The sequence below is a fragment of the Psychrobacter sp. YGAH215 genome (assembly GCF_007280595.1).
Lineage (GTDB): Bacteria > Pseudomonadota > Gammaproteobacteria > Pseudomonadales > Moraxellaceae > Psychrobacter > Psychrobacter faecalis.
Genome location: NZ_VKLR01000001.1, coordinates 39,158 through 59,526 on the forward strand (window position 1 = coordinate 39,158; position 20,369 = coordinate 59,526).

15 protein-coding genes are annotated in these 20,369 nt (G+C 43.9%); 11 read left to right on the forward strand and 4 right to left on the reverse strand.

Annotation, left to right across the window (positions count from 1 at the left end; all coding sequences use genetic code 11):
- Nucleotides 1-95 precede the first annotated feature (95 nt).
- The gene (locus FOR85_RS00125) at nt 96-1,196 is read right to left on the reverse strand and encodes a sulfate ABC transporter substrate-binding protein (protein ID WP_144296178.1); all 1,101 of its coding nucleotides are present in this window, start codon (nt 1,194-1,196) and stop codon (nt 96-98) included.
- 236 nt (nt 1,197-1,432) lie between these two features.
- A complete protein-coding gene (locus FOR85_RS00130) occupies nt 1,433-2,632 on the reverse strand; it encodes a sulfate ABC transporter substrate-binding protein (protein WP_144296179.1) in 1,200 nt (399 codons plus the stop codon).
- Between the two features lie 365 nt (nt 2,633-2,997).
- Between FOR85_RS00130 and FOR85_RS00135 the strand changes: the two genes are divergently transcribed.
- The gene (locus FOR85_RS00135; protein WP_144296180.1) at nt 2,998-3,531 is read left to right on the forward strand and encodes a hypothetical protein; all 534 of its coding nucleotides are present in this window, start codon (nt 2,998-3,000) and stop codon (nt 3,529-3,531) included.
- Nucleotides 3,532-3,641: 110 nt separating this feature from the next.
- Here FOR85_RS00135 and sat read toward each other — a convergent pair whose 3' ends face one another.
- Nucleotides 3,642-4,895: a sulfate adenylyltransferase gene (gene sat, locus FOR85_RS00140; RefSeq protein WP_144296181.1), complete on the reverse strand. Its 1,254-nt coding sequence runs from the start codon at nt 4,893-4,895 to the stop codon at nt 3,642-3,644.
- 266 nt (nt 4,896-5,161) lie between these two features.
- On the opposite strand from sat, the gene FOR85_RS00145 reads away from it, so the two are divergent.
- The 3 genes from FOR85_RS00145 (at nt 5,162) to FOR85_RS00155 (ending at nt 8,142) form a co-directional block, all read left to right on the forward strand.
- A complete protein-coding gene (locus FOR85_RS00145) occupies nt 5,162-6,847 on the forward strand; it encodes a nitrite/sulfite reductase (RefSeq protein WP_144296182.1) in 1,686 nt (561 codons plus the stop codon).
- On the forward strand, nt 6,840-7,436 hold the full coding sequence (locus tag FOR85_RS00150) for a DUF934 domain-containing protein (RefSeq protein ID WP_144296183.1): 597 nt from the start codon (nt 6,840-6,842) through the stop codon (nt 7,434-7,436). Before FOR85_RS00145 ends, FOR85_RS00150 begins: the two co-directional genes overlap by 8 nt.
- A gap of 67 nt (nt 7,437-7,503) precedes the next feature.
- Nucleotides 7,504-8,142: a phosphoadenosine phosphosulfate reductase family protein gene (locus FOR85_RS00155; protein WP_144296184.1), complete on the forward strand. Its 639-nt coding sequence runs from the start codon at nt 7,504-7,506 to the stop codon at nt 8,140-8,142.
- 96 nt (nt 8,143-8,238) lie between these two features.
- Here FOR85_RS00155 and FOR85_RS00160 read toward each other — a convergent pair whose 3' ends face one another.
- Nucleotides 8,239-8,769 carry an SDR family NAD(P)-dependent oxidoreductase gene (locus FOR85_RS00160; RefSeq protein ID WP_223808436.1) on the reverse strand — a complete coding sequence of 177 codons (531 nt, stop codon included), beginning with the start codon at nt 8,767-8,769 and terminating at the stop codon, nt 8,239-8,241.
- Between the two features lie 377 nt (nt 8,770-9,146).
- Between FOR85_RS00160 and FOR85_RS00165 the strand changes: the two genes are divergently transcribed.
- The 7 genes from FOR85_RS00165 to FOR85_RS00195 all read left to right on the forward strand — a co-directional run bounded on the left by FOR85_RS00165 (nt 9,147) and on the right by FOR85_RS00195 (nt 20,369).
- Nucleotides 9,147-10,097 (forward strand): acyltransferase, encoded by a 951-nt coding sequence (locus FOR85_RS00165; RefSeq protein WP_144296185.1) that lies wholly within the window; start codon nt 9,147-9,149, stop codon nt 10,095-10,097.
- Nucleotides 10,098-10,356: 259 nt separating this feature from the next.
- Nucleotides 10,357-11,967 (forward strand): siroheme synthase CysG, encoded by a 1,611-nt coding sequence (gene cysG, locus FOR85_RS00170; RefSeq protein ID WP_144296186.1) that lies wholly within the window; start codon nt 10,357-10,359, stop codon nt 11,965-11,967.
- A gap of 356 nt (nt 11,968-12,323) precedes the next feature.
- A complete protein-coding gene (locus tag FOR85_RS00175; RefSeq protein WP_144296187.1) occupies nt 12,324-12,824 on the forward strand; it encodes a hypothetical protein in 501 nt (166 codons plus the stop codon).
- Nucleotides 12,825-13,005: 181 nt separating this feature from the next.
- On the forward strand, nt 13,006-13,614 hold the full coding sequence (locus FOR85_RS00180) for a hypothetical protein (protein ID WP_144296188.1): 609 nt from the start codon (nt 13,006-13,008) through the stop codon (nt 13,612-13,614).
- Nucleotides 13,615-13,981: 367 nt separating this feature from the next.
- The gene (locus FOR85_RS00185; RefSeq protein WP_144296189.1) at nt 13,982-15,499 is read left to right on the forward strand and encodes an exonuclease SbcCD subunit D C-terminal domain-containing protein; all 1,518 of its coding nucleotides are present in this window, start codon (nt 13,982-13,984) and stop codon (nt 15,497-15,499) included.
- A 79-nt stretch (nt 15,500-15,578) separates the two neighbouring features.
- Entirely contained in the window at nt 15,579-19,586 is a 4,008-nt protein-coding gene (locus FOR85_RS00190) for an AAA family ATPase (protein ID WP_144296190.1), read from the forward strand.
- A gap of 30 nt (nt 19,587-19,616) precedes the next feature.
- On the forward strand, nt 19,617-20,369 hold the full coding sequence (locus tag FOR85_RS00195) for a WG repeat-containing protein (RefSeq protein ID WP_144296191.1): 753 nt from the start codon (nt 19,617-19,619) through the stop codon (nt 20,367-20,369).

The window sequence follows — 20,369 nt, forward strand, 5'->3', positions numbered from 1 at the left end:
GTCCTTTAGGTGCTTGGACGTTACGGTAAAACTGACGGTTTAAATGCTATTTAAGAAAATTTCTAAATAGCACAATCAGTCAGCGTACTAGCGGCTTACTTTGGTGCATTAATGGCTAACTGATCGAACACGCCGCCATCGCTAAAGTAAGTGCTCATGATTTCATCCCACGTACCAAAGGCATCGTTTGGACGGAAAGTATCGATAGGTGGCAACTTATCGCTGTTTTTATCAAGCACACTCTTCACGCTTGGGCGAAGATATAAGTTAGCTGCCAATTGCTGTGCAGGCTCGCTCCATAAGTAATCAAGATAGGCTTTTGCCGCATCGGTGGTGCCCTTTTTGTCAGTCACGGTTTTGACAACAGCGACTGGGCTTTCAGACTTGATAGAGTATTTTGGATAAACAATATCGACTTGCCCTGCACCAAAATCTTTGGCAGCCAAGTTGGCTTCGTTTTCAAAGGTGACCAAGACATCACCGATACCGCGCTGAACAAACGTCGTCGTCGCTGCACGTCCGCCATTCTCATAGACTTTGACGTTTTTCAGCATGTCTTTGACGTAGTTTTTGGCCTTAGTTTCATCTTTATTAAAGGCATGCAAACCATAACCATAAGCGCCTAAAAAGGCATAACGACCATTACCCGTGACTTTTGGGTTGGCCATGACAATCTCAACGCCTTCTTTGGTCAAATCTTGCCAATCATTAATGCCTTTTGGATTGTCTTTACGCACCAAAAATACGATGGTACTGGTGAAAGGTACGGCGTTGTCTGGGAATTTGCTTTCCCAATCAGCCTCAACCAAGCCTTTTTTCTCAAGTAATTCGATATCAGAGCCTTGGTTCATGGTCGCCACATCGGCTTGTAAACCATTAGCCACCGACAGGGCTTGCTTACTTGAGCCGCCGTGCGATTGCTTGATTAAGATATTGCTGTTAGGATCCTCGCTTTTATAGTGCTCAACGAATAATGGGTTGTAGTCTTTATAAAAATCACGTGCCACATCATAAGAGACGTTTAGCAGTTCGATGTTTTGTCCTTCTGCGGCAGCTGGCGTGCCTTCTGCATTAGCAGTCGTTTCTGTCTTTTCGTTATTGCTACAGCCTGCAAGACCCAAGGTCAATGCAACGCCTGCAATGCTCAAGACGTTAAGTGTTTTACTTCTTTGTTGATAGCCTGCTGCGTCTTTCATAAATCCCTCAAAGGTGTCTGTTAGATGATATTCATTAAATGATGCAAGTATGCTAACAGCGCCAGCTTATTATGTTTAATGATGAATATGCGTATGTTATTGCCAAAATGGAATAATGAAGTAATAATGATTAAAATATAGCCTTATCAAACACTTAAACGAGAAATTTCTTAAATTGCCTTTACACTTTTATTATTCGCTAATGAATATTGCTTATAACTATGCAAAACCCAGCTCTACTTCACTCTCGCCAGCTGATCAAAACGCCCGCCATCGACAAAGAACGTCGCCATGATGCTTTCCCAATCACCAAATACCGCCACAGGCTCAAAGGTTGCAATTTCAGGTAAGGTCTTGCTGTGTGCGGCAAGCACCTTGGTATTACTAGGGCGCATATACATCTGTGCCATCAGCTCTTGTGCGGGCGTCGACCATAGGCCTGTTAAATAGTCATTTGCCGCGGCGGTGGTGCCTTTTTTATCGGTTACGGTTTTCACCACAGCCACAGGGTTGGCAATCACAATCGAGTAACTTGGATACACGATATCGACCTGTCCTTTGGCAAACTGCTTAGCAGCCAGATGCGCTTCATTTTCGGTGGTGATTAAAACATCACCAAGACCGCGCTGGGTAAAGGTCGTGGTGGCAGCGCGCGCGCCATTGTCATAGGTGACGACGTTTGCCAGTAGTTTTTTGATAAAAGCATCGGTTTTGGCAGGGCTTTGCACCTTTTCTTTAAAATGATGTAAGCCGTAGCCATAAGCGCCCAAAAAGGCATATCGCGCCGTGCCACTGGTCTTGGGATTTGGCAATACTACGGCAATATCGTTACGCGCCAAATCTGCCCAATCTTTGATACCTTTTGGGTTGCCCGCACGAACCAGAAGCACCATGGTACTGGTATAAGGCACGGCATTGTTTGGCAATGCCTGTTGCCAATCGCTAGCCACCAAGCCTTTTTCAACCAGCAAGTTCATATCGCTTTCTTGGTTTAAAGTAACGACGTCCGCCTGCAAGCCATTGGCAACCGACAGCGCTTGTTTGCTCGAGCCGCCGTGCGATTGGTTGATATTCACCTTGATACTTGGGTGTTTTTGCTGATAATTTGCATTAAACAACGGGTTGTAGTCTTTATAAAAGTCGCGTGAGACATCATAAGACACATTTAATAAATCAATATTTTTTGCCCCGTTTGCGGCGTCATTTTGGTTGGCTTCGGTAGGGTTGCAGCCTGTGATCAGTACCGCCGCTGCAAGCACACTACCAAGACCAAAACTGCTGGTAAGATTGACGGTAAAACTAAAGCGATTGGTGAGCACTGTGCCGATGCTTTTGGTGAGCACTGTGCCGATGCTTTTAGGTTGAATGGCGAAAGAAGTACGCGCATTGATATGCTTGTGAGGTATTTTTTGACCGCTCTTTTTATTTGGCTGCATATTTGTTCTCTAATAATAGGGATAAAAACCTTGCATTTCGAAATTCGGTTCTATGGATAATGAGCAATATGCTAACAGCCTGTGAGACAATTGCTTAGTGACAAATACGCTTATCGAGTGATTAACTTGGCATAAGTAATTTTATTAGTTATTCTAAAGTGCTTGTCTTTCCTCGGTATTTTTGCAGTTTTGTGATAAGCAGACACTTTTGAGTAAGTTACGGTATTGCTTAGGCTCTAGACGAGCCTCTATAGAGTCGATATTATCCCTTAGCTTGTTGTATATCAGGCGCTGCACTGATAAAACTTAGCCCATCCGCTTTCACTTATTTCCTGTTTACTAACCCCTTTATTAAAGGTAATGCAATGATCAAGTCTCCACCTCGTCATGCCCGTCAGTCACGCTTTTTTGTAGGTATTTTAACGACCTCTATCGCTTTATTGGCCTTAAGTGGCTGTAATAACGTAACGCCAAGCGTTAATAACCAAACGATTCAGCAACCAAACGCTGCTGTCACACCAGCGGTGCAGACGGTCGTTGGCGATTACGCCTCTGACGGTTATGCCAAGCGTGCCCAAGGCTATGATTGGGTGGGTGTGATGATAAGAGCTGACGGCGCAGACAATGGCGAGCAAATTGATATTAAGGTACGAGCGCGTGGTGATGTGAAAAAACCAACTTGTCACTTCGATGGTAAAGCGACATTAATGGGACAAGACGAGGCGCACGGTGTCATTTTTCAAACTAAGGTTAATGACAGTACCGCCTTTTTCCAGTTTAAAGATGATGCGTTGACCATTGATAGCCAAGATAAGTACGCGCTGAATTATTTTTGTTCGGGTGGAGCCTCACTCATTGGCGAATATCAAAAGCTTGAGGGTGATTTAGCGCTCAATTAATAGTTTTAATTGCCTATTTTAGATAATAAAATGAGATGATAAGAAAGGTGCCAGATAGTTACTCTGACACCTTTTTTCTTGCGCATTATCTTCTTTAAATATTAAGGTTCTTATACCGCAGACGCACCGACTAATTTCACCTCAGCACGGTCATCGATAGCGATACCTGCATAATAGGTGCGCAAAATCTCTAGTACTTCAGGACGGCTAAAGTTCTCTGGCACATCGAGATCTTCTGATAGTGCTTTACGCAGTTTCGTGCCTGATACTTTGACATGCTCAGACGCTTCATGCGGGCAGGTTTTATCAGAAGCCATGGCATTACAAGCATTACACCAAAATGTCCAGCCAATTTTTAACGGCTGGGTAATCAAGTCATCTTTACCAACATATTCAAAGATGGTTTGCGCATCAAACGCGCCATAATAATCACCGACGCCCGCATGGTCACGACCAACAATCAGATGACTACAGCCGTAGTTTTGGCGGAATACCGCATGTAGTAGCGCCTCGCGTGGTCCAGCATAACGCATATCGAGCGGATACCCAGCTTGGATAACGGTGTCTGCTCTAAAGTAATTATCAATCAAGGTCTTGATAGCTTCTTGACGCACTTCGGCTGGGATGTCGCCCGGTTTTAGCGCGCCGAGTAGTGAATGAATCAATACGCCGTCGCAAATCTCGATAGCAATCTTGGCAAGGTATTCGTGCGAGCGGTGCATTGGATTACGCGTTTGGAAGGCGGCAACCGTTTTCCAGCCTTTGGCATCCAAAATAGCGCGAGTTTCAGCAGGCGTCTTATAAATCTCTGGGTATAAGGTTGGGAACTCACCTTCGCTTAGTACTTCAACACTACCTGCGATGTTTACCTCACCCTGGTTAAGTACTTGCTGTACGCCCGGATGCTCGCTATCGGTAGTGGTAAAGACTTGCTGACACTCATGGGCTTTATCGATGGTATAAGTCTCTTCCACCGTCAAGATGCCCATAATCTCACCATCTTTCGCCACTAACGCGACTTTATCACCTTGGTTTAAGTTATCGGCAGTCGCTTTAGGCGCTGATAAGGTGATGGGAATTGGCCAAAACAAGCCAGCGTTGTCGCCACTTTGCAGGCGCATATTATCCACGACGCCTTGCCAATCTGCCTGATTCATAAAACCATTTAACGGGGTAAAGCCACCAATCCCAAGCATAATCAAATCGCCGCGCTCACGAGAGCTTAAGGTAATCGTCGGCAACGTGCTGGCAAGCTTTAATGCTTGCTTGCGCGCCTCACCTTTTAATAGTAATGGTTTTAGCTCGCTACTGCCGTGCGGCGGAACAAGTTTTGATGAGGAAAGATTGGGATTGGTAGATGTCATTTTTAAAACCTTAATAATGAAATTGAGAGATAGTTGGTCAGGAGAATGAGCGCTTAAATTTGATAAACATAGGCTACCTAACTTTGGTTATGAAAATTTATGCTGTGTTTGGATATGGATATGTCTTAAAGGAATTTATGTTTATGGGTTTAAGCTTATATGATGTGACTCTGAATTGTTTACCTTGCGATTGGCAATACAAGCGATCACACGCAAATCATTTTCGTCGCGGCTTTTTAAGTTAAAAACAAAATTGAGATTACGTCATGTATCAATATAATTACGCTGACCAAACCTTGGTAGAGGAACGAGTCGCCCAGTTTCGCGACCAAACCGAGCGGTTTTTGGCAGGTGAACTGCCAGAAGAGCAGTTTTTACCGCTGCGTTTACAAAACGGGCTGTATATCCAGCGCTATGCACCGATGCTACGTATCGCCGTGCCATATGGCTTGCTGGCAACCTATCAATTACGCAAATTGGCTGAGATTACCCGTAAATATGATAAAGGTTACGGCCACTTTACCACCCGTACCAATATGCAGCTGAACTGGCCAAAACTTGAAGAAGTGCCAGATATTTTGGCCGAATTGGCATCGGTGCAAATGCATTCTATCCAAACCTCGGGCAACTGTATCCGTAATACCACCACCGACCCTTATGCGGGTATTCATAAAGAAGAGATCGCCGATCCGCGTCCTTATTGCGAGATTATTCGCCAGTGGTCAACCTTTCATCCAGAATTTGCTTTTTTACCGCGTAAATTTAAAATTGCCGTCATCGGTACGGCAAAAGACCGCGCGGCAACGCAGGTGCATGATATCGGACTGCATTTAAAGAAAAATGAAGCAGGCGAGCTTGGCTTTGAAGTAATAGTTGGTGGCGGTCTTGGGCGTACGCCCGTGATTGGCAAAACCATTAATACATTTTTACCACGCCAGCATCTGCTCAGCTATTTAGATGCGATTTTGCGTGTCTATAATCTGCATGGTCGCCGCGACAATAAATTCAAAGCGCGTATCAAGATATTGGTCGATAGCATGGGCGGCCCTGCGTTTGCCAAATTGGTCGATGCCGAATGGGAAGCCAATATCAAAGATGGGCCGTTGACCTTGACCGATGCCAACTTTGACAAGGCCAGCAGCTATTTTACTGAGCCTGATTATCTCAGCTTTGATGCGCTACAAGTACAGTCGGACTTGCAGCGGCAACTAGAGGCTGATAAAGACTTTGCCAATTGGTATCAGCAAAATACCGTGGCGCATAAAATCGCAGGCTACCGCGCGGTGGTCATTTCGTTAAAAGCGGGCTTGGTCGACGGACGCTACGTACCGTCAGGTGATATTACTGAGTCGCAAATGGACGCCCTCGCCGACCTCGCTGACGAACATAGCTTTGGCGAGCTGCGCGGTACTTATCAGCAAAATCTGGTCTTTGCCGATGTACAAACCAATCGCTTGTACGAGCTATGGCAGCAGCTGGCGGCGCTACATTTGGCCCGTCCAAATATCAATACCCTAACCGATATGATCGTCTGCCCAGGCTGGGATTTTTGCTCGCTTGCCAATGCCACAACCCACAATATCGCTGAGCAAATCGAAAAGCAGTTTGATGATCTCGACTACCTTTATGACTTAGGTGAGATTCGCCTCAATATGTCTGGCTGTATGAATGCCTGCGCCCATCACCATACCGGCGATATCGGTATCCTTGGGGTCGATAAAAAAGGTGAATACTGGTATCAAATCAGCCTCGGCGGCAACTCTAGCAACGACGCCAAACTCGGTAAGATATTGGGCAAGGCTGTACCAACCGATGCCGTAGCAACAACGATACAAAAGATAATCGACGTCTACCTTGAGCAGCGCGTCAGTAATGACAATGATGTCGAAGGCTTTGGTGACTTAGTTGACCGTATTGGTATTGCCCCTTTTAAGGAGAAGGTCTATGGCTAATCATCATGTGTTCAATAGCGATGGCACCGATATCAGTGAGACTGACACTTGGCTTGCGCTTAGCACCAATGAGCTGCCTGATGGTATTACCCTGACCGATATATCACTGCTAGAGCTGCTGCAAAAACAAGAAAAACTCGAAGTCGTTTTACCGCTTGCTGATTTATTAGATGCTAAAGGCAATATTGCAGGCGGACTATTACAACAAGTACGTGAATTGTTAGCCAAGCATATCAGCCGTACCGGTGTCTGGGTGACATCAGATAGCGATACCGAAGTGCTGACGCGTATTCCAGAGTTTTTATTACAGCAAGATTTGATTGTGATTCACGTCCCCGCTTTCACGGACGGACGTGGTTTTAGTTACGCCCAAACCTTACGCCAAATGGGCTATCAAGGCGAGATTCGTATGGCTGGCAAGTTTGGCCGCGATCAAATCGCCTATCTGCTACGCGCAGGCGCCGACAGTTTTGTGATAAGTGCGCATGATTTGCACTCTATTTCTGATATCAGCCAAGCATTTAATGCGCTTGCCAGTAGTTATGACGGTCGTAACGCCGCCGACCTACCGATGTTTGCTGGTGCTTAATATTCATAGTCACCACTCTACTTATTATCAATCATTTATATATTTTTTTACCCTTAAGGAATCCATCATGAGCCAATTACACCCAAATTTAGATATCGATCAAGCCAACCAAGAATTAAAAGGTAAATCACCAGAAGAAATCGTCGCATGGGCGCTTAGCCAAGCTAAAAACCCCATTATCACCACCAATTTCCGCCCATATGAGTCCGCGATTTTGCATTTGGTTGCTAAGCAGCGCCCTGACATCACGGTATTGTGGGTAGATTCAGGTTATAACACCGATGCGACCTATCAATTTGCCAACAAATTGATTCGTGATCTTGATCTCAACGTTGTGACTTATATCCCAAAACAAACCGCTGCACACCGTGATTCAACCATGAATGGCATCCCAGGCATTGATAATCCGCAACATGATGAATTCACTGATCAAGTAAAACTTGAGCCATTTCGCCGTGCGTTAGATGAGCTAAAACCTGATGTCTGGTTTAACGCCATTCGTAAAGATCAAACTGAATTCCGCCAAGGTCTTGATGTGCTTAGCTTATCAAAAGATGGCGTGTTAAAAGTAGCGCCGTTATTTGAAAAAACAGACGCGGATTTAGACGTGTATCTTGAAGAGCATAATCTACCAAATGAGTTTGATTACTTTGATCCGACGAAGGTTGAAGAGAGCCGTGAGTGCGGTTTGCACACGCAGTTATAATATTGCTGACTTAAGAAATCACTATGTTTGAATGTAAAAAGCCCTTTTAAATAAAAGGGCTTTTTTAAATTCGATAGCTTAGAGCTTTTTAGGACGTTATTTACGACCGAGAACCCAGCCACCATCCATAAAGACGTTCGAGCCATGCATATAGTTTGAGTCATCAGACGCCAAAAATACCGCGAGCGCTGCAATCTCTTCGGGCTTGCCAGCACGCTTAGCTGGTATACGATTTAAGCGCTCATCATCAATACCATCGGTCATAGGCGTTTCGATAAAGCCCGGTGATAGAATATTTACTTTGATCCCTTGACTGCCAAAATCAAATGCCAACTGTTTGGTAAATCCTAACACCGCATGCTTGGAAGTCACATAAGCGGAACCGCCGGGTCCTGCCATTTGCGTCGCTTGCGAGCCAACATTGATGATAACTCCACGTCCTTGCTTGATAAAGTGCGGAATCACCGCTTTTGAGGCGAGGTATGGCGCTTTGACATTAATTGCCATCAATTTGTCATATAAGTCTTCTTCATCGCGACCCGTGACGACAACCTTTGCCCCTTCGCCGGCATACGCTTTTGCAGTCGCTTCGCCTAGTCCTGAGGTACCGCCAAATATAATAGCCACCCTGTCTTATAATTTCATCATGTTCATCCTTGTTTTTTATATTGTAAATGAAACTTTTTCCTATCTGATAACATCTGGGTTAGATTAACATAGTCACCTAACTGTGAATGTTAGGCTATGTTAGACATTTTTAATCAGCCAATAACTGGCACTTATCTAGCCTTTTAGTTGCATAAATAACGTTTTCTTAACGTTTTATCGGCTAACATTAAGGTATTCTATAGCTTCAAAGCTGGCGCAACATCACATTAAACGTTAAGCCAACCTTTTAAAGCTAAACTATGGACGAAGCTGCCCGTCGTTGCGGCTACCTGTGCGCCTTTTTATCATCAAGCTCGATCATGGCTTTGCCACACTCATCAATACGGATATTTGATATGCCTTTAATAAAAAAAATCGATTCATTCTATGAAAAACTGCATGATAAATTGCCAGCTGTTGGCAAGGCCGCTTCTTTTTTGACGGGTACTGGCGTCCTCACTGCCAATAGTGCGTTGGTTGGTCTACCGGTCTGGACTATGGGCGCGGCGAAAGTATTGACTGGGTCAAAACTGACCGATGATGCCTTAATTGCAATTACCAAATATTGGATTAATACTAATAATGCCGTTATCGACCACGCATTACCTCATAAAGACTGGCGCATCAACCTGCCCGACGATCTAAGCGAAGATAAGCAGTATCTCTTGGTCAGTAACCATCAGTCGTGGGTCGATACCAGTATCGTGCAATATATCAGCCAAGACACCCTGCCTCTAACAAGGTTTTTCACCAAGTTTAATTTGATTTATATTCCCGTTATCGGTCAAGCCTTTTATTTCTTAGACTTCCCAATGATGCGCCGCCACTCTAAAGAAGCGATTGCCAAAAATCCTGCCCTCAAAGGTAAGGATATCGAAGAAGCAAAGCGCGCCTGTCGTCAATTAAAAAACAAACCTTTTGCGCTATTAAACTATTTAGAAGGCACGCGCTTTACTAAAGAAAAACATGATAAGCAAGGCTCACCTTATCAGCATTTGTTAAAACCACGCGCTGGCGGGTTGTCATTGGCGCTTAATGCGTTAGGCAATGAATTGGATTCGATTTTAGACATGACTATCGTCTATCCCGACGGTGCGCCTAACTATGATGATTTATGGAAAGGTAATATCCGTCGCTTGGGCGTCGATGTGACGCGCTTAACCATACCGGACGAGTTATTTGCAGCCATTATGGATGGTGGCTATGACCGTGATGAAGCCACTAAAAAAATGATGTTTGATTGGCTCGAGGACATTTGGCAACAAAAAGATGCGCGTATTACTAAGATGCTAAGTGAGTTTGAGTAGACTTTGGCAGTACGTTAAACTCTATCCATGTAAATATAAGATTTAGAATCCACATCAGCCACAGGCTTAAAATTGAGCTTGTGGTTTTTTTTCTGCCACGTTTCTACGTTTTTATTCCCCAGCTATTCCACATCTTAGCAAAAACCATCAGCAACATGACAAAAACGAATATGTTAATGCCAATTCACTGCATGAGACGCTGCGCGTGATACCGCATAATGATGACATATTTTATATTGACTGAATCATTGGTGATGCTATGAACACCTTTCCGCTATTTTTTAAATTAGAAGACCGCAAAGTACTGATCGTTGGTGGCGGTGATGTCGCGCTACGTAAAGCAGACTTACTCAGGCGCGCTGGTGCTGCGATCACGATCCTTGCACCAACTATCAGTGCTGAAATACAAGCTTTGCTCAGCCATACTAAGGACAAAGCCAAGCACGAACTGATTTATGAAAACTACAATAAAGCTTATATGACTGGCGCACGCGTTATTATCGCCGCTACCGATGATGAAGCGCTCAATCATCAGATTCACGCTGATGCCAGCGAGCTGAATATTCCCGTTAATGTGGTTGATACGCCGCATTTATGCGACTTTATTTTCCCAGCCATCGTTGATCGTAATCCAATTGTGATTGGCATATCATCCAATGGCAAAGCGCCGGTGCTGGCACGTTTACTGCGCGCACGTTTAGAGACGTTAATCCCGCAAGGTTATGGCAAATTGGCCAAGCTGGCTGGTGACTTTCGGGATGAGGTAAAAACCAAAATCCCAACGCTGACAGGACGTCGTCAGTTTTGGGAGCGCGCTTTTGAAGGTGACGTCAGTCAGCTGATGTTTGCTGGTAATGAAGATGCAGCAGCGGCGCGACTGCAAGCGGATTTAGATAACACTGCATCCGCTATCAATGAAAAAAGTACAGCAGATAATACATCTACAGAATCTCACACCGTAAAAAATCCAATGGGTGAAGTTTATATCGTCGGTGCAGGCCCCGGTGATCCAGAGCTGCTGACCTTTAAAGCGCTGCGCCTCATGCAGCAAGCCGATATCGTCTATTATGATGCGTTAGTATCACCGCAAGTATTGGATTTATGCCGCCGCGATGCTGACAAAGTATTTGTCGGTAAAAAACGTAGCAACCATGCCGTCGCTCAGCTTGGCATCAATGAGCTGCTTGTCAATAGTGCAAAAGAAGGTCGCCGTGTGGTGCGTTTAAAAGGCGGTGATCCCTTTATCTTTGGCCGCGGCGGTGAAGAGATTGAAAGCTTGCGTGCGCATGGCGTCCCTTATCAAGTCGTGCCTGGTATCACTGCTGCTAATGCTGCTGCAAGTTATGCAGGTATTCCTTTGACGCACCGCGATCACTCGCAGTCGGTACGTTTTGTCACGGGGTTTTTGAAGGCTGGCACGCCAAACAGCAACTTTAAAAGCTTTTTAAATACCGACGAGACGGTGGTGTTTTATATGGGGCTGCATTCACTACCACGCTTGACGACAGGTTTGATTGATGCTGGACGTAGTAGCGATACCCCTATCGCCATTGTCTCTAATGCCAGTATGCCCAATCAGCAAGTTTTGACTGGTACGCTTGCCAATATCGTTGAGTTGCAAGAACAAAACCAGCTACCCACGCCTGCTTTGCTGATTATGGGAGATGTGGTTGGACTGCATCATGATCTGGCTTGGTATCATGTAGACAATGAGCAAAACAACGAAAATGCTGCTGATACTGATAACAATTGGTTGCGCGGTGGCAAGACAGCGGCGGCAAAAGCCCCTACTAGCCAGCAAGCACATGCGCTATCAATGGTCGCTAATTTGGCGACCGCTGATGATGTGGAGCAACTAGTAATTGGTTAAGTGCGATTAAGGTCAAGCGACTATCGAGATTGTAGAGAGCATCAAAAACCTCTATGACGTTGACATAATAATAGTTTGTTAAAGGTATACCTACGAGGAACCAATTAGGTGCTTTAACTAATTCGGTACCCTAGTGAGGACTTGAACCTTCAGGTTCAGGCTAATGATATCGCGGTTTTGAGTTGTTGTGATAACTGTAGTGTACTTCACAGTGTACTGATTAAGCGATGGAGCACTCATTCTAACTACCTGATATCAGTTACAAGCACTATAAATCAATGTCCAATATCGTTTGAGGTTTCAGGATAGGGCTTATCTTATCTTGATAAAAGATAGAAAGTTAAGTGGAGAAGGTTATGAATCGCATAATTAACTGGCGGTATGAAAAATGGGATAATAATGAGAAAAACAATGATAAAAAATATTCAGAAGATGATATTTCCGACTATATTAGCTGGGAGATATATCCGGAAGATATAGAGCTCTTTATTACAGTACTAGCACCTAGAACAATTATATATAAAGGCTGTGTAATACGTTGTAAAAATGAAAATAAAAAAAAGTCTATATGTCAACGTTTTGATTCATGGCTATTACAAGGCAAAGATTTACACATTGCTCAAGCACAAATAAATATGTGTAGTATTGCAGATATATTTTTGAATACTTCTGAGAATACTTCAGACTCTACCATAGAAAACTTAGCCAATTTAATTAAGGACAACTGGGAGCTTCACTTACAAAAAACATATCCAGATAGGGATTTTGTGGTTTATATAGCTGGAGAAGGAGTTGATCTAGTTGTTATTTTTTTTGAACAAACTTTACCGAGTGAAATTGAGCTTTATGACTCCTAACATTCCTAAAAGTCGCATTATTTTATATTAATTCAGGATCGGTGCGCTATACAGGAATCGATCTATAGACTATATGCTCATAGCCTACTATTACTAATCAGTAGCTATGACAATGCTATAAACACATAATTAATGCCGTACCAGTTGCTAAAGTATTAAAAAATACTGCTATAGGAAAATTATGTTTAGATTAGATGAGCAAGTACTTGAAGACTTATGGCTAAATGAAAAGTCTGTTGCATATTTTGTTTGCAATAATATGAGCTACTGGGTTTTAGATTATAAATACCACTATCAATTAGATGAAGAGGTAGAGGCTAAAGCTTTGCTTGATAAAGGATATATTACCTTAGAAACGTTTTATAGTGGCTTAAAAAACTCAAGAGGTGGTATATCTAAATTAAAGAAAGAAAATTTTGCTAAGTATTTAGAATTAGATGAAACGATTGTTTTAAGTACTTCTAATTTAGAGCAAATAATTTTTTATGGTTTTTCTCAAGAAAGTCTAGATGAATTATATTCTTCTATTGAATATCATTTATCTAGTGGGCATGAACTAGAGGGTAATTTTCTTGATGCTATTAATCAAATAAAATCGAGGCTACCAAGATATTATATAAATTTTGATAGACAGATTTACTTACATACTGATTATGATTATTCTCCCGAAAGCTCTGTTTCGTATGAGGGGTGGGTTGCTTCAGTTGGTGATTTTAGCTATTACATTCCCGATTCCAAAAATTATTGGATATCAAACGAGAAAAACTTCTGGAAAACTATGTACCTCTAAAGACCAATATCATGACTAAATGATTTTAGAGAAGTTAGTTTAGAATAGTTTTATTAGGGTATACCCCAACGGAACCAGTTATTTCACCCTCTAAACCTATTAACAGACTACTTAAAACAGACTGTTATTATGGAACTACTAATAATAGACCGCTAGACTTTTTTAACTCTTACTCTTATGACATCACCGATACCCATTTCTTGCATTTGATGAGCATTTTACTGACCAAAGTTGGATTTACTCATCAATGCTGAATAAGTCTTTCCGTCTTTTTCACAGTGAATCAACCATAAGGTTATAAGCACAGCAAACCGCAGCAATTCTTGCTAGAATAATCGCAGTCTTCTAACCATTATTAAGTTCACTTATGCCTGCATTTGCTATTAAACCGCTTACGATTCTTCATACCTCCGACTGGCATTTGGGACGCAGACTTTATGGGCGCATGCGTTATGAGGAATTTGAAGCCTTTTTAAGTTGGCTACAAGAGACCATTAGCGCGCATAAAGTGGACGTACTTATCGTAGCTGGCGATATCTTTGATACCATGACGCCAAGTAACAGAGCCCAAGCGCTGTATTATGAGTTTTTAGGTAAAGTATCAAAATTGTGCTGCGAGCATATCGTCATCGTCGCGGGCAACCACGACTCCCCGACTTTTTTAGATGCCCCCAGTAAAGTCTTAAAGTTTCTAAATGTCCATGTCATCGGTACTGCTTGTGACGATTTAAATGATGAAGTGTTGGTTTTAGACGCGATTGATGGCACACCGCATTGTATTATCGCCGCTGTGCCCTATCTGCGCGACCGCGATGTGCGTGGTAGCCATGCTGGCGAGTCAGCGGATAGCAAAGACGCCAATGTTATCAAGGGTATTCGAGCGCATTATGATGAAGTGGCTAGCATTGCCAAAGCAAGACAGGAGCATTTAAGCGACGCTCATCAGCGCCATATTCCTATTATTGCGACGGGACATTTATTCGCCGCAGGTAGTAAAACTACAGAAGATGATGGCGTGCGCGATCTTTATGTTGGCTCGCTCGGTCAAATCTCCGCTGACATGTTTGATGATGGCTTTGATTATGTGGCACTGGGGCATTTACACGTGCCGCAGCGCGTCGGCGGCTGTGAGCATATCCGCTATTCAGGCTCGCCTATCGCCATGGGTTTTGGCGAAGCAAAGCAGCAAAAACAAGTGTTGTTGGTAGAGTTTGGCGAAGTAGAAAAATCTTTGTCTGATGAGAGTACTATTTTTCGGCTTTCCAATACCACAAGTAAGGTTGAAAAAGTCGCGAAAAAAGCAGCCATTCAAACGCCTGAATTTATGGATGATTTATTTGCTTTTGTTGAGCAAGAAGAAAGCGCCGCAATTAACGTCAATGAAGAACCCTTTACTCAGTCAAAGGCGATGCAGCTTGATTCCACTTTTACAACGTCTGATTTAACTTCCCAACGACTGCATCATGATGAGTTACGGCAAATGCAGGTAATCTCGCTGCCGATTCCTTGCTTTCAAAAACTGGCGCAGATAACGGGTGATTTGACCGCCATCGCTGCTACGATAAAATCATTAAAGTCCTCAGAGTCTATTTGGCTAGAAGTGATTTATGATGGTGATGAAATCGTCAATGAGCTGCGTGAAGAAGTGAATGCCATGATTGAGGGTTTAACTTGCGAAGTGTTAAAAATCAAAAATACGCGCACCTATAATAAAGTCCTTAATCAGCAGCAATCTTCTGAAACCTTACAAGATTTAAATGAGCTTGATGTGTTTGATAAATGCTTAGAAATCAATGGCATTGCCGATACGCAAAAAGCGTCATTACGCAGCGCCTATCAGCAGATACTTCATAATATCTACCATGATGACGTTCAAGCTGAATAAATGAGCACTGAGCGCGGCATCAAAACATAAGTTCCAAAGCCCAAGCACAACCATCCATTCAAACGACAAAGACCGACACATGCGCCTAATCGAACTGCGACTCAAAAACTTAAACTCTTTAAAGGGCGAATGGCATATCGATTTCGCTGATTCCGCGTTTATCAATGAAGGCATCTTTGCCATTACTGGGCAGACTGGCGCTGGCAAGACCACGATTTTGGATGCGATTTGTCTGGCGCTATATGGTGAGACGCCGCGGATCAATAACATCAGTAAAAGTAGCAACGAGGTCATGACGCGGCAAACGGCAGAGTGTTTCGCGGAAGTAGTCATTGATTTAAATGGCACGCAATATCGCTGCCGCTGGGGGCAGCGCCGCGCTTATGGCAAGGCGGATGGTAACTTGCAAGATGCCACCCATGAGATTGCTTTGGTAACGCCCAAAACTGACGATGACAGTAATGCCGATAGCAAAGATGACAAGCTTAAAGGCGATGAAATACTAGAAAGCAAACTCTCACGCACCAAAGAAAAAATTGTTGAGCTGACACGAATGGATTTTCAGCAGTTCACGCGTTCAATCTTACTGGCGCAGGGCAGTTTTTCCGCGTTTTTAAAGGCTAAGGCCGATGAGCGCGCCGATATCTTAGAAAAAATCACGGGTACAGATATCTACGCGACGATATCGACCCATGTTTTTGAAAAAAAACGCGCGGAAGAAGAAGTTTTAAATAAACTACAGTTTGGCTTAGAGGGTTTAACTTTGTTAGACGCCGATGAAGAAGCGCTGATTAAGGAAAAATTAACCTCGCATCAAACCGCGCAAATCAAGCAGCAACAACAGTATCAACGTCTGCAAGCGCAAATCAATTGGCTCGATACGGTGGCAGAATTAAAAAAGAACGTCGATAATCATCAAAACGAGGTTACGGTTGCCAAGCAAGCGCAGGCAGATTTCGCTCCTGACGCTAAGCGTCTTAACGCCGCCAATAAAGCCTTGGAGATTGACAGCCAATACAGTCAACTTGCCCATAATCGTAATGACGTTAAACGCTTGCAAAATGATCAGCAGGCACTAAACCATCAGTTGCCGCAGCAACAAGAGCGCCTTGCGCACGCGGTGAATGCGCTAAAAGCAGCTGACACTGATACGCAGAGCGCCTATGACGAGCTGCAAATCACGTTACCAAAAATTGCTCACGCTCGTAAGCTCGATGGCGCAATCGCCCAGAAAACGCAGGCGTTAGATGATCAGCAGCAAAGAAGACAACGCCTAGCGACCAATACGCAAGGCTTACGCCAAGAGATAGAAAACCATACCGTCCAATTCAATCAGGACAAGGCCCAGTTAGCAACGATAGAAAAATACTTGATTGACGCCGCCGCTTTGCACGATATAGATACCGATGCGGCAAATTTTGATAGTCATGGCGGCCGCCTAAAAGCGCTGCTGCAAGACAATGCCGCTTTGGCAAACGAAAAAATTGCTCATCATCAGCAATCAAGCCAATATCAAACCAATCTTGATCAATGTCAGCAGCAGCAAGATGCGACCAACGCTTTGATTGCCAAAGCGCGTGAAGCGCTAGCCACTTTGCAAAAACAGCAGGTAGCATTAACCCAAACGCAGTCATTGGCTGCTATACGTGATGAGCAAGAGCAGATTGAGCACACGCACAGCCAGATAGAGCAAGTGAGCTCTAAGGCACAGCAAATTGAAGCGCTTGCTAGCCAAATCAATAAGATAAACACTGCCCTGCCGACCATTAATGATACCTTGACCAAACTGGCGGCGAGCATTACTGACAACGAAGCGCTTATGGCAGACGCCAAAGACCGACGTCAAGATAAGCAAAAGCTGCTCGATTCATGGCAACAGGTTGCCAGTTTAGAGCATTATATTACCCAACTAAAAGAGGGCGATCCTTGCCCGCTTTGCGGTGCGCGCGAGCATCCTTATGGCGCCCATCATCCTGTATTGAACAAAGAGCCATCCGAAGTGGCTCAAACGCAGCAGCAAATAAGCGAGCTGGATACGACGATAAATACGCTAGAACAAACCCTATCCAAGCAGCGTATTGAATATGCCACCACACAAAATCAGATTAAGCAGTTGCACGAGCAAAAAATCCCACTCTATGAGCAGATAAAAAAACTGGGCGCGGACAGCAAGGACTTAATACAGCCGCTTTTGGCTAAAACCTATTCTAACGCCGTGACTGCAAGCATGACTCAGCTTGGCCAAATTGGCATAGATATGAATTTGCTGACTAAGCGAGCTGATGATTCAACCGATTCCGCCTTGATAAAAGAGAGTTTAATAAAAGATGGTTTGTTATTGCTAGAGACGATTAAAGACCAACTTAGCGAGCGCAAGCAGTCTTTAAAAGACACGCTTACACAACATGAAGCACTAAGCGATGAGCTTGCTAAAACAAGCAAAACCATTGAGACGTTTGAAAAGCAGCAGTATCAGCTTGCCACTGATATTCATGAGATTAAGAGCAATAGTCAAATAATCACGCTGGCTTTAGACGCTATCGAGAAAAAAATCTCGACGAATTTTGCCGAATTAACGCAGCTTAAAGACGCTATATTGGCGATATTAAATAAATATCTTGCGGGCAAGTATGAGCTAGATGCTGTTACCAAACCTGCTGCTTTACAGCCGCTGCTAGCGAGTATTGACCAGCAAGTTATGCTAAATAAAGCTGACTATGAGGTTCACCTTGATACGCTGCGTCAGCAGCGTAGTAGTTTGGTGCAACTAAAGCAGCAGTTTACTGCTTATAAAAATGCCCAACAAAACCTAATCACTGCGCTTAGCAGCATTACCGTGCAAATCGAAACCAAGCAAGCCCAGTTGGATAAACAAAAGGTTGAGCTTGATGATTTGCTGCAAGCAATTAATACAAAAACTAAGACACTGGCGCAATTAACCGTTGAGCGGCGCGATATTTTTGCAGACAATATTTTTGCAGGTAATGTGCCAAACACTGATAATGATAATAGCAACATGAATATCAATCCTGATGCAGAAGAAGCAAGGTTACGCACTGTCCTTGAACAGGCGCATAGCGAACAAGCAGTAGCGCAGCGGCAGTTAGATAGTGCTGAGCTCACTCTCAAACAATTACAACGACAGCAGCAGTTGCTTGCCGAGCAATTAACGACCGCTAGCACTGCTCTGACGACGCAAGAAGATATTTTTAAAACCGCGCTCGCCAGCTCTGACTTTAGCGATGAAGCAGAATTCATGCGCGCGCGCCTGCCAGCTGCCGAGCGTCATCACTTAACCGAGCAGCAGCAGCAAATCAACGATACGCTCAAGCAAGCGCAATCCCTATTGACTCAAACCTTGCAAGCACTGGCGGAGAAAAAAGCCAACCCTTTAACCACTGAAGATAGAGAGTCGCTGGCTGAGCAGCAGCAATTGGCACAAAATGAATTGCAGCGCTTGATTGAAGCAATCGGCGCCATGAGCCAACAGCTCAAAGACAATGAAGAGAAAAAAGGCAACCAGCAGGCTCAGCGCCAAGCCATTGCTCATCAAAAAGACACCTTGCAAGTCTGGCGACAGCTCAATGAACTGATAGGCTCAAGCAGTGGCAAAAAGTATCGTACCTTTGCCCAAGGTCTGACCTTTGATATCATGGTGACCCATGCCAATGCCCAGCTGCATAAAATGAGCGATCGCTATTTGCTGGCGCGTGACGACAATAGTCCGCTCGAGCTCAATGTCATTGACAACTATCAAGGTGGCGAGAGACGCAGCACTAAAAATCTCTCTGGCGGTGAAGGCTTTATTATCAGCCTAGCATTAGCGCTCGGACTGTCACAGATGGCCAGTCATAATATTCGCGTCGATTCGTTATTTTTGGACGAAGGCTTTGGCACCCTTGATGAGGAATCACTGGATATCGCCCTCGATACCTTGACCAGCTTACAGCAAGAAGGCAAATTGATTGGCGTCATCTCGCACGTGCAGGCGCTAAAAGAGCGTATTTTGACCCAAATTCAAGTCACTAAGCTCTCAGGTGGCTTTAGTAAAATCACTGGACAAGGCTGTTATCATATTGCCAGTTAATGGCTAAAGTAATTTTAAGGTGGCACATTTATGCATACTCTATTTAAAATTATTTATATTAATGCGCGTTTGCTTATTGCTTTTATATTTACTATTACTGCTTCTACTTTAAGTTTGACGACTGCGCAGGCGACGATTAATTGCGCCGGAACTCTACCCAGTAGCTACTTTGAGCGTATTGAAAATAATACGCCGTTTGCTGGCAAGTTGATCGAACAAGCTGACGGGTCGCAGCAGCTGCAAGACCTAAGTGGTCAGATCGTCATGGATAATCTGTCCGATGCTTATATCGTAATGGACAGCTATGTGCTTGCTAAGCAGGATGGTAAATACGGCGTTATCAATGCTGCTGGCAAGATCATTGTCCCTTTTGACTATGACGCTATTCAAACCGAGCCGGATATCGCAACCAGCTTTATTGTCAGCGTCAAACCATCAGATGCGACAACCAGACAAGGTATTATTAATCGTCATGGCGACTGGATTTTTCCACTCACCGCGGCGCGTATCGAGCATGCGCACTACGATTCTGATCATGACCAAGATTATTTTAAAATGACTAGTGATCAAGGGCGTACAGGACTGCTTGATGATAAAGGCTACTGGGCAATCGTGCCAAAGTATGAGGCGATTCATCCGTTAAATGCTTGTACAGGTCAGCTTTTATATTTACAAGTGAGCTTAAACGACGAGACCGCGCTCATTGACCAAAACAATGACGTTATTATTCCGTTTGCCGCCCATCAACATATCGAAGCGTTTAATACTTCTGCAAACATATAA

Bases quoted from the DNA above. Each gene is read 5' to 3' on its own strand.
- FOR85_RS00125 (WP_144296178.1), bottom strand. From the start codon at position 1,196: ATGAAAGACGCAGCAGGCTATCAACAAAGAAGTAAAACACTTAACGTC.
- FOR85_RS00130 (WP_144296179.1), bottom strand. From the start codon at position 2,632: ATGCAGCCAAATAAAAAGAGCGGTCAAAAAATACCTCACAAGCATATC.
- FOR85_RS00135 (WP_144296180.1), top strand. From the start codon at position 2,998: ATGATCAAGTCTCCACCTCGTCATGCCCGTCAGTCACGCTTTTTTGTA.
- sat (WP_144296181.1), bottom strand. From the start codon at position 4,895: ATGACATCTACCAATCCCAATCTTTCCTCATCAAAACTTGTTCCGCCG.
- FOR85_RS00145 (WP_144296182.1), top strand. From the start codon at position 5,162: ATGTATCAATATAATTACGCTGACCAAACCTTGGTAGAGGAACGAGTC.
- FOR85_RS00150 (WP_144296183.1), top strand. From the start codon at position 6,840: ATGGCTAATCATCATGTGTTCAATAGCGATGGCACCGATATCAGTGAG.
- FOR85_RS00155 (WP_144296184.1), top strand. From the start codon at position 7,504: ATGAGCCAATTACACCCAAATTTAGATATCGATCAAGCCAACCAAGAA.
- FOR85_RS00165 (WP_144296185.1), top strand. From the start codon at position 9,147: ATGCCTTTAATAAAAAAAATCGATTCATTCTATGAAAAACTGCATGAT.
- cysG (WP_144296186.1), top strand. From the start codon at position 10,357: ATGAACACCTTTCCGCTATTTTTTAAATTAGAAGACCGCAAAGTACTG.
- FOR85_RS00175 (WP_144296187.1), top strand. From the start codon at position 12,324: ATGAATCGCATAATTAACTGGCGGTATGAAAAATGGGATAATAATGAG.
- FOR85_RS00180 (WP_144296188.1), top strand. From the start codon at position 13,006: ATGTTTAGATTAGATGAGCAAGTACTTGAAGACTTATGGCTAAATGAA.
- FOR85_RS00185 (WP_144296189.1), top strand. From the start codon at position 13,982: ATGCCTGCATTTGCTATTAAACCGCTTACGATTCTTCATACCTCCGAC.
- FOR85_RS00190 (WP_144296190.1), top strand. From the start codon at position 15,579: ATGCGCCTAATCGAACTGCGACTCAAAAACTTAAACTCTTTAAAGGGC.
- FOR85_RS00195 (WP_144296191.1), top strand. From the start codon at position 19,617: ATGCATACTCTATTTAAAATTATTTATATTAATGCGCGTTTGCTTATT.